This window comes from Brevundimonas sp. (genome assembly GCF_041688735.1).
Taxonomy (GTDB): domain Bacteria; phylum Pseudomonadota; class Alphaproteobacteria; order Caulobacterales; family Caulobacteraceae; genus Brevundimonas.
The window spans coordinates 1-6,482 of record NZ_JBDNHO010000095.1; the positions used below are offsets into that span (position 1 = coordinate 1).

The 6,482-nt window shown below is 63.9% G+C and carries 5 protein-coding genes and 1 rRNA gene; 4 read left to right on the forward strand and 2 right to left on the reverse strand.

What is annotated here, in order from left to right; translation table 11 throughout:
• Positions 1-120: transposase (locus tag ACESMO_RS10220; protein ID WP_372706167.1), on the forward strand; the 120-nt coding region annotated here is incomplete at its 5' end.
• 101 nt (positions 121-221) lie between these two features.
• Here ACESMO_RS10220 and ACESMO_RS10225 read toward each other — a convergent pair.
• Positions 222-3,098 (reverse strand): M16 family metallopeptidase, encoded by a 2,877-nt coding sequence (locus ACESMO_RS10225; RefSeq protein WP_372708054.1) that lies wholly within the window; start codon positions 3,096-3,098, stop codon positions 222-224.
• 142 nt (positions 3,099-3,240) lie between these two features.
• The gene (gene hfaD, locus ACESMO_RS10230; protein ID WP_372708055.1) at positions 3,241-3,828 is read right to left on the reverse strand and encodes a holdfast anchor protein HfaD; all 588 of its coding nucleotides are present in this window, start codon (positions 3,826-3,828) and stop codon (positions 3,241-3,243) included.
• A 63-nt stretch (positions 3,829-3,891) separates the two neighbouring features.
• On the opposite strand from hfaD, the gene ACESMO_RS10235 reads away from it, so the two are divergent.
• The 3 genes from ACESMO_RS10235 to ACESMO_RS10245 all read left to right on the forward strand — a co-directional run.
• Positions 3,892-4,671 carry a rhomboid family intramembrane serine protease gene (locus tag ACESMO_RS10235; RefSeq protein ID WP_372708056.1) on the forward strand — a complete coding sequence of 260 codons (780 nt, stop codon included), beginning with the start codon at positions 3,892-3,894 and terminating at the stop codon, positions 4,669-4,671.
• Positions 4,672-4,719: 48 nt separating this feature from the next.
• Positions 4,720-5,148: a CBS domain-containing protein gene (locus ACESMO_RS10240; protein WP_372708057.1), complete on the forward strand. Its 429-nt coding sequence runs from the start codon at positions 4,720-4,722 to the stop codon at positions 5,146-5,148.
• An 841-nt stretch (positions 5,149-5,989) separates the two neighbouring features.
• Positions 5,990-6,482: ribosomal RNA gene (locus tag ACESMO_RS10245) — 16S ribosomal RNA — on the forward strand; the annotation flags it as partial.

Sequence of the window (6,482 nt, forward strand, 5' to 3'; positions counted from 1 at the left end):
ATCGAGAACATGTTCGGCAGGCTCAAGGACTGGCGGCGCATCCACACCCGCTACGACCGATGCGCACACACCTTCATGTCTGCCATCACTATCGCCGCCACGGTGATCTTCTGGCTATGATCAATGAGTCCTGAGCCTAGATTGGCGGCGTCGGCTTCGTCGACGATCCTGAGAAGCAAACTGGCCCCGATCCGAAAGGACCGGGGCCTTTTTTCGTTTGCCTACTGGGCCGCAGGTGTCGCAGCCGGGGCAACGGGGTTGTCAGAGGTGACAACCGCGCGCCACGCCGTATCTGGCCTCAGATACTGGCGGGCCGCTCGCTGGATGTCAGCCACGCTGATGGCCTCCAGATCCGGGATTTGGGTCTGGATCTGTTCGACGTCGCCCGGGTTGGCGGCCACGCCGGACAGTTGGCCCAGCCAGTACTCGTTTCCGGCCTGGGCGCGCTTCAGCCGCTCGACCTCTGGTAGGCGCGCGCGGTTCAGCTCGTCTTGCGTGATCGGCGTATCCCTCAACGAGGCGACGATGGCATTCACGGCATCGTAGAAGGCCGGGAAGGCTTCGGGACGCGTCAGGGCCTGGACGAAGATGGATCCATAACCCCTGAAGGTATCCGAAGAGCTGGCTCCGACGCCGGGGGAATAGGCAATGGCCAGCCTTTCGCGAATCTCCTCCAAGACGCGCAGGCTCATAACCTCGCCCAGGATCTGAAGCGTCCGGGCCTCGGTGCGGTCGTCGACCGAATCGGTGGTTGGCCAAGCGATGTAGGCGAGGCCCTGCTCACCGGGTCCAGTGTGCTTGAGCACGACAGGCTCGGGGGTGGCGGCGGGGAAGCGCCGCTCGGTAGCCCCGGGTGCCGGCTGGGGCGCAGGCCCCCGGGCGGGCAAGGCCGCGAAGGTCGAGGCCACGGCGGCGATCGCATCGTCAACTGTCACGTCGCCGACCACCGTCACGTCAATCGGACCCGAGGCCAGACCGGAGGTCACGCCGTTGCGGAGTTCGTCGATGGTCCAGGAAGCGACCTCCTCAGCCGTCGGCAGAGATTCGCGTTTGTCGCCGCTGGCCAGAAGGCCGCCCGACTTCAGGGCAAAGGCACCACCCGGCGTGGCCATCTGCTGGGCGATTATCTGCGGGAACAGGCCTTGGATCTGCTGGAACGGTGCGGGGCGCAGGCCGGGGTCAGTCAGATAGGCGGCCAGAACCTGCATCTGCAGGGTCAGGTCCTGCGGTCGGGTCGCACCCGACAGCTGCCAGGCATCTGCGTCAGCGGCGAAGCCGACGCCGTAGATGCGGCCGCTCAGCACGCGGTTGATTTCGTCGGCCGTCAGTTTGCCCAGTCCACCCGGCTGGAACACAAACCCGGCCAGCGACAGCGGGGTCGAACGGTCTGTCGGCAAGGAGAGCTCGCCGGTGCCGGTGCGAACGCTGATCAGAATCTGCTCGTCACGGAAGGTGGTCGGCTTGACCGTCAGGCGGACGCCGTTCGGGAAGGTGACGACCGTGGCTCCGACGGTGGCCAAGTCGGTCCGGCCCGAGGGTGCCGCGGGCGTGCCGAAGTCGGCATAGGGCCAGTCCAACTGGGCCTGAGCGGTTGGGGCCGCGACCGGGACCTGACGCGAGGCTTCCAGGGCGGCGGTGACGGCATCGGCTCCGCCTTCAATATCAACCGGGCTGATAACCAGGATCACCGGACCCTGCCCTTCGAACACTGCCGGCAGAACGCTGCTCACCTGGGCCGCCGTCAGACCGTCGACTGCCCTGTTGAACAGTTCCAGATTCGTGGCGGGCGTGGTGAAGACCAACCGATCGTTCGCCGCGTTCAACAGGCCGTTGACCAGGCCCGGCGTGGTACGAGTGGCAGCGGCGTTGGCCGCGTTCTCCAGCGCCGTGCGGGTGTCGGTGATCTCGCGTTGCAACTCTGTATCCGTGGCCCCGTGCTGGACCAGTTTACGCTGCTCCTGCTCGATGGTCTCCAGTGCGCGCTTCCAGCCGCCGGGATTAAAGTTGGCACTGATGCCGCCGATCTCGAGGCTGTCGACGACTGATGAGCTGGCCGCGCCGGCACCGATGAAGGGCGCGTTCTCCTGACGCGAGATCTCACCGAGCCGGCGGTTCAGAACCGCCAGCCCGAGGTTGCGGACAAGGTTCGAGCGACGCTCGGCGACCGTATCCGGGTCCAGGTCCGGGTCACGCACCCAGTTCAGCTGGATCGACGACTGGATCCCCGGCTCCACCAGAATGCTGGTCTGGGGGCCGCGCTGGACGATCTTGCCCAGATCGGGTTCAGGGCCCTCGGCACCCTTCGGCTGCCAGCTTTCGAACGCCGCGCGAATCTTGGCCTCCATGACGTCGACGTCAAAGTCGCCGACCGCGATGAAGGTCGCCCGGTTCGGGCGGTAGTAGGCGTTGTAGAAGTCCACGAACCGCTGGCGCGGGGCTGTACGGATGATGCTCAGGTCGCCGATCGGGAACCGGTTGGACAGGCGCTGGCCGGGGGCCAGCAGGGCCAGCTGAGCCTTGGCCGAGCGCAGGCCGGGGGTGTTGCGGGTGCGCTCCTCGCCCTCGATGACACCACGCTCGGCGTCGACGGCTGCGGCGTCCATGAGGGCCTCGGACACTTGTTCGCGCATGATCCGCAGGGCGGCGTCGACGGTCTCTTCGCTCGTGCGCGGCAGTTCCAGTTGGTAGAAGGTCTGGTCAAAACCGGTCGCGGCATTGGTGTCGGCGCCGAAGGCCAGACCCAGTCGCTCGAGGATGCGCAGCAGTTCGTTCTCGGGGATGTTGGTCGTTCCGTTGAACGCCATATGCTCCATGAAGTGCGCCAGACCCAGCTGGTCCTCGTCTTCCATCAGAGAGCCCGCGTCGATCCGCAGCCGCAAGGACGCCTGTCCCGGGGGGGTCGCATTGCGCAGGACCGCGTACTGCATGCCGTTCGGCAGCGTGCCGAACCGCACATTGGTGTCCGCCGGAATGTCGCTGGCCGCCTGTGCCCACGGATCTGAGGCCTGGGCTTGGCTCTGCGCCAGGGCGGGCGCGGCCGAGATGAGGACTGTGGCGGAGGCTGCGGCGAGCAGGGCCAGACGAAGCGCAGAACGCATGCGGGGTCTCTTTTCGATAGGCGCGAAAGCTCCCGGGTCGGGGCCGCGCGGTCAAGGGGCTGGGATCGACAAGCTTCATCGCCGACGCCCACGCAACCTTGCGTGGGCATTCATCGCAGGCTCAAGTTACCGATGTGTAATGTTACCGCGAAACGTGGAAGGACGCTGAGTTGCCGGTTGCGTTCGCCCCGGTGATGACGGCGCGTCCAGAGCCCGCGACGGTCGTCGTAGCGCGCGCCGAGACGTCGCCAGAGTTGGTCTGGCTGGTGGTCGCATGGCGATAACCCCGACATTCCGAGCAGGCGTATCCGTTGACGCTGTTGCCGACGGCGTCCGCGCCGACATAGGCGTCAAAGCCATTGGTGCCCGAGAAGGTCGCGGTGAGGACGACGCCGCCCGAGTTGAACCGGGTCGCGTCGATCTCGGGGTAGATGTCATTGTTGCCGACCGACAGATCGTTGCCCGCGCCGTTGAAGCTGGTGGAAACCTCGCCCGAGGCGCTGGAGTAGGCGTTTGCGCCTGACTGTATGATGCCGTCGACGATCAGCCGGTTGCCGTTCGCGTCGAGCGTTGAACCGGTCCGGGGCTGGGCCGTCATATACCGTGAACCGTCGTAACCCGCCTGATAGCTGCCCATGCTCGACGAACCGGCCGACTGAGCCACGGCGGGGAGTGGCAGAGCGAGGATGGCGAAGAGTGCCGCGAGCGGCGGCTTTGTTCGGACGGCCATGGGTATTCCCCCATGCGAACATGTTTCACGGTCCAACAAGGACACCGCGTGCCAATCTGGGTCATGGTTATTAAGAACCGCTTGCCAGAGTTGTGGCGGCTCATCTTTTTTGATCCTGCCAGCGATTCGGAGTTCCGCCTGACCGAGCCCCAACCCCCGTCCCAGCCGCCGAATGAGCGGATATTCAATGCCCCGTCGGTGGCGGTGCTGGTCGCGACGTCGATCCTGATTCTCCACCAGGCGCAGGACTGGGTGGAGGCGTCCGACCCCTATCTCATAGCCATGTTCGCCTTTCAGCCGTCGTCTCTGGTCCGGGGCGAGGCGTGGCCGGGCGTGCTGACGTCCATGTTCCTTCACGCGGGCTGGACGCACGCGGCGATGAATGCCCTGGGCGCGATCGCTTTCGGCCCGCCGGTCGCAAGGCCGATGAAGGGCGCGGCGGGTACCCTGGGCTTTCTTCTCTTCTATCTGGCGTGTGGGGTGATCGCGACGCTGGGCTATGGCCTGCTGCATCTCGACAGCGACGGTCTGCTGGTCGGAGCTTCCGGGGCCGTGTTCGGCCTGACCGGAGCGGCGCTCCGGCTGCTGGGACGTCGCAGTGGTCTCCTGCGCCCGTTGACGGATCGGCGCTTCCTGGTGCCCGCCAGCGTGCTGATGGCGGTGAACGCCCTGATAGGGGTTATCGGACTCGCGCCCGGCATGGGATCGGTTCAGGTCGCCTGGGAGGCCCATGCCTTCGGGTTCGTCGCGGGCGCTTTGCTGATCGGGCCGTGGGTCGGGATCTTTGGAAACCGAGCCAAACGGTTTGATTCGACCGCCGATCTGCGCGACGGTTCCGTCTGAGCGGACCGCTCGCGGTCGCGCTCCTCATGTGGAGAGGGAGTAGCTGACATGCTGGTCGCTGAAATGCTCAAGGACAAGGGCGACGCGGTCTACGCCATCCGCCCTGACCTGCTGCTCTCTGACGCCTGCATCGAACTGGACCAGCGCAGGGTAGGGGCGCTTATGGTGTGCGACGAGGACCGGGTTGTCGGCGTTCTGTCCGAGCGCGATGTAGTCAAGGCGGTGGCGGCTGACGGCAAGGAAGCTCTGACGAGACCGATCTCGGACTACATGACCAAGGACGTCGTCTTCGCGGCACCCGGCGAGACCGTCGCGATTCTCATGGGACGCATGACCGACCGCCGAATCCGTCATTTGCCCGTGCTCAGGGACGGACGACTGGCCGGGGTCATCTCGATCGGCGACGTCGTCAAATGCCAGATCGCCGAAGCCACCCGTGAGGCGGAAAGCCTGCGCACCTATATAGCGGCGGGCTGATCCCTCTTCGCGGGACCCTTCCGGCGATCGGGAATCCGCTAAAAACTTCATGACTTTGTCTGAATCCGGTTGCGGACGAGAATGCCGCTGCGTATGTCGCCGCCTCGCTCGGAGACGGGCTGGCCGCCGGGGTTACGGAGACGAAAGCCTCCAGCGGTCGTCGGGAAGAAAGTCGCGGATGCGGGTTGCTTCCTTGACGGTGTTCGGTTAGTTTCCGCGCTCCAATCTAATCGTCGGTAACGAAACAGAGGCAAGCCTCTCGGGCTTTGCAGACGATTCTTTGCGGCCGGAAGCCTTCGGATTTCTCGTCCCGCGAAATGGCTGAAAAGCCGGGTTGACACGAAGATCGGCTCTCTCTAGACAGCCGCCTCCGCCGCCCTCCGGGGCGGGTCCGTTGACAAGGGTTCTTCTTTAAAAAGAACCACTTGACACGGAAAAATGAGACGCTAAACAGCGCCTCCCCTGCCTCCGGGCGGGACTACTGGAAAGAGGTTGTTCTTCGGAATAACCGCTTGACACGGAATAGCGAGGCGACTACATCGCCGCCTCCGCCGTCGCCGGGCGTTAAACGGTGGGGCCGGTCACCCGGCTTCTACGGTCTTTGAAATCGTTGATTTGGAAAGAGAAACGCAGGCGGCGGTGTCCTAGCGATGACCCTCCCGGTTTACCGGGTACGGTTATTACGACGATACTGACACTCTGCGGTCTTTTTTGAAGATACCATGTCGTTTGTCCCTCGGGATAGACGAAGTGGTTCTCGTCAAGAATACGTAGAATTAATGCCAACCGGCCCCCCTCCTGAAAGGGAAAGGGTCGGTCTGCTTTAGTCAGATAGTCAACTCAACCTGAGAGTTTGATCCTGGCTCAGAGCGAACGCTGGCGGCAGGCCTAACACATGCAAGTCGAACGGACTCTTCGGAGTTAGTGGCGGACGGGTGAGTAACACGTGGGAACGTGCCTTTTGGTTCGGAATAGCTCCTGGAAACGGGTGGTAATGCCGAATGTGCCCTTCGGGGGAAAGATTTATCGCCATTAGAGCGGCCCGCGTCTGATTAGCTAGTTGGTGGGGTAATGGCCCACCAAGGCTACGATCAGTAGCTGGTCTGAGAGGATGACCAGCCACATTGGGACTGAGACACGGCCCAAACTCCTACGGGAGGCAGCAGTGGGGAATCTTGCGCAATGGGCGAAAGCCTGACGCAGCCATGCCGCGTGTATGATGAAGGTCTTAGGATTGTAAAATACTTTCACCGGTGAAGATAATGACTGTAGCCGGAGAAGAAGCCCCGGCTAACTTCGTGCCAGCAGCCGCGGTAATACGAAGGGGGCTAGCG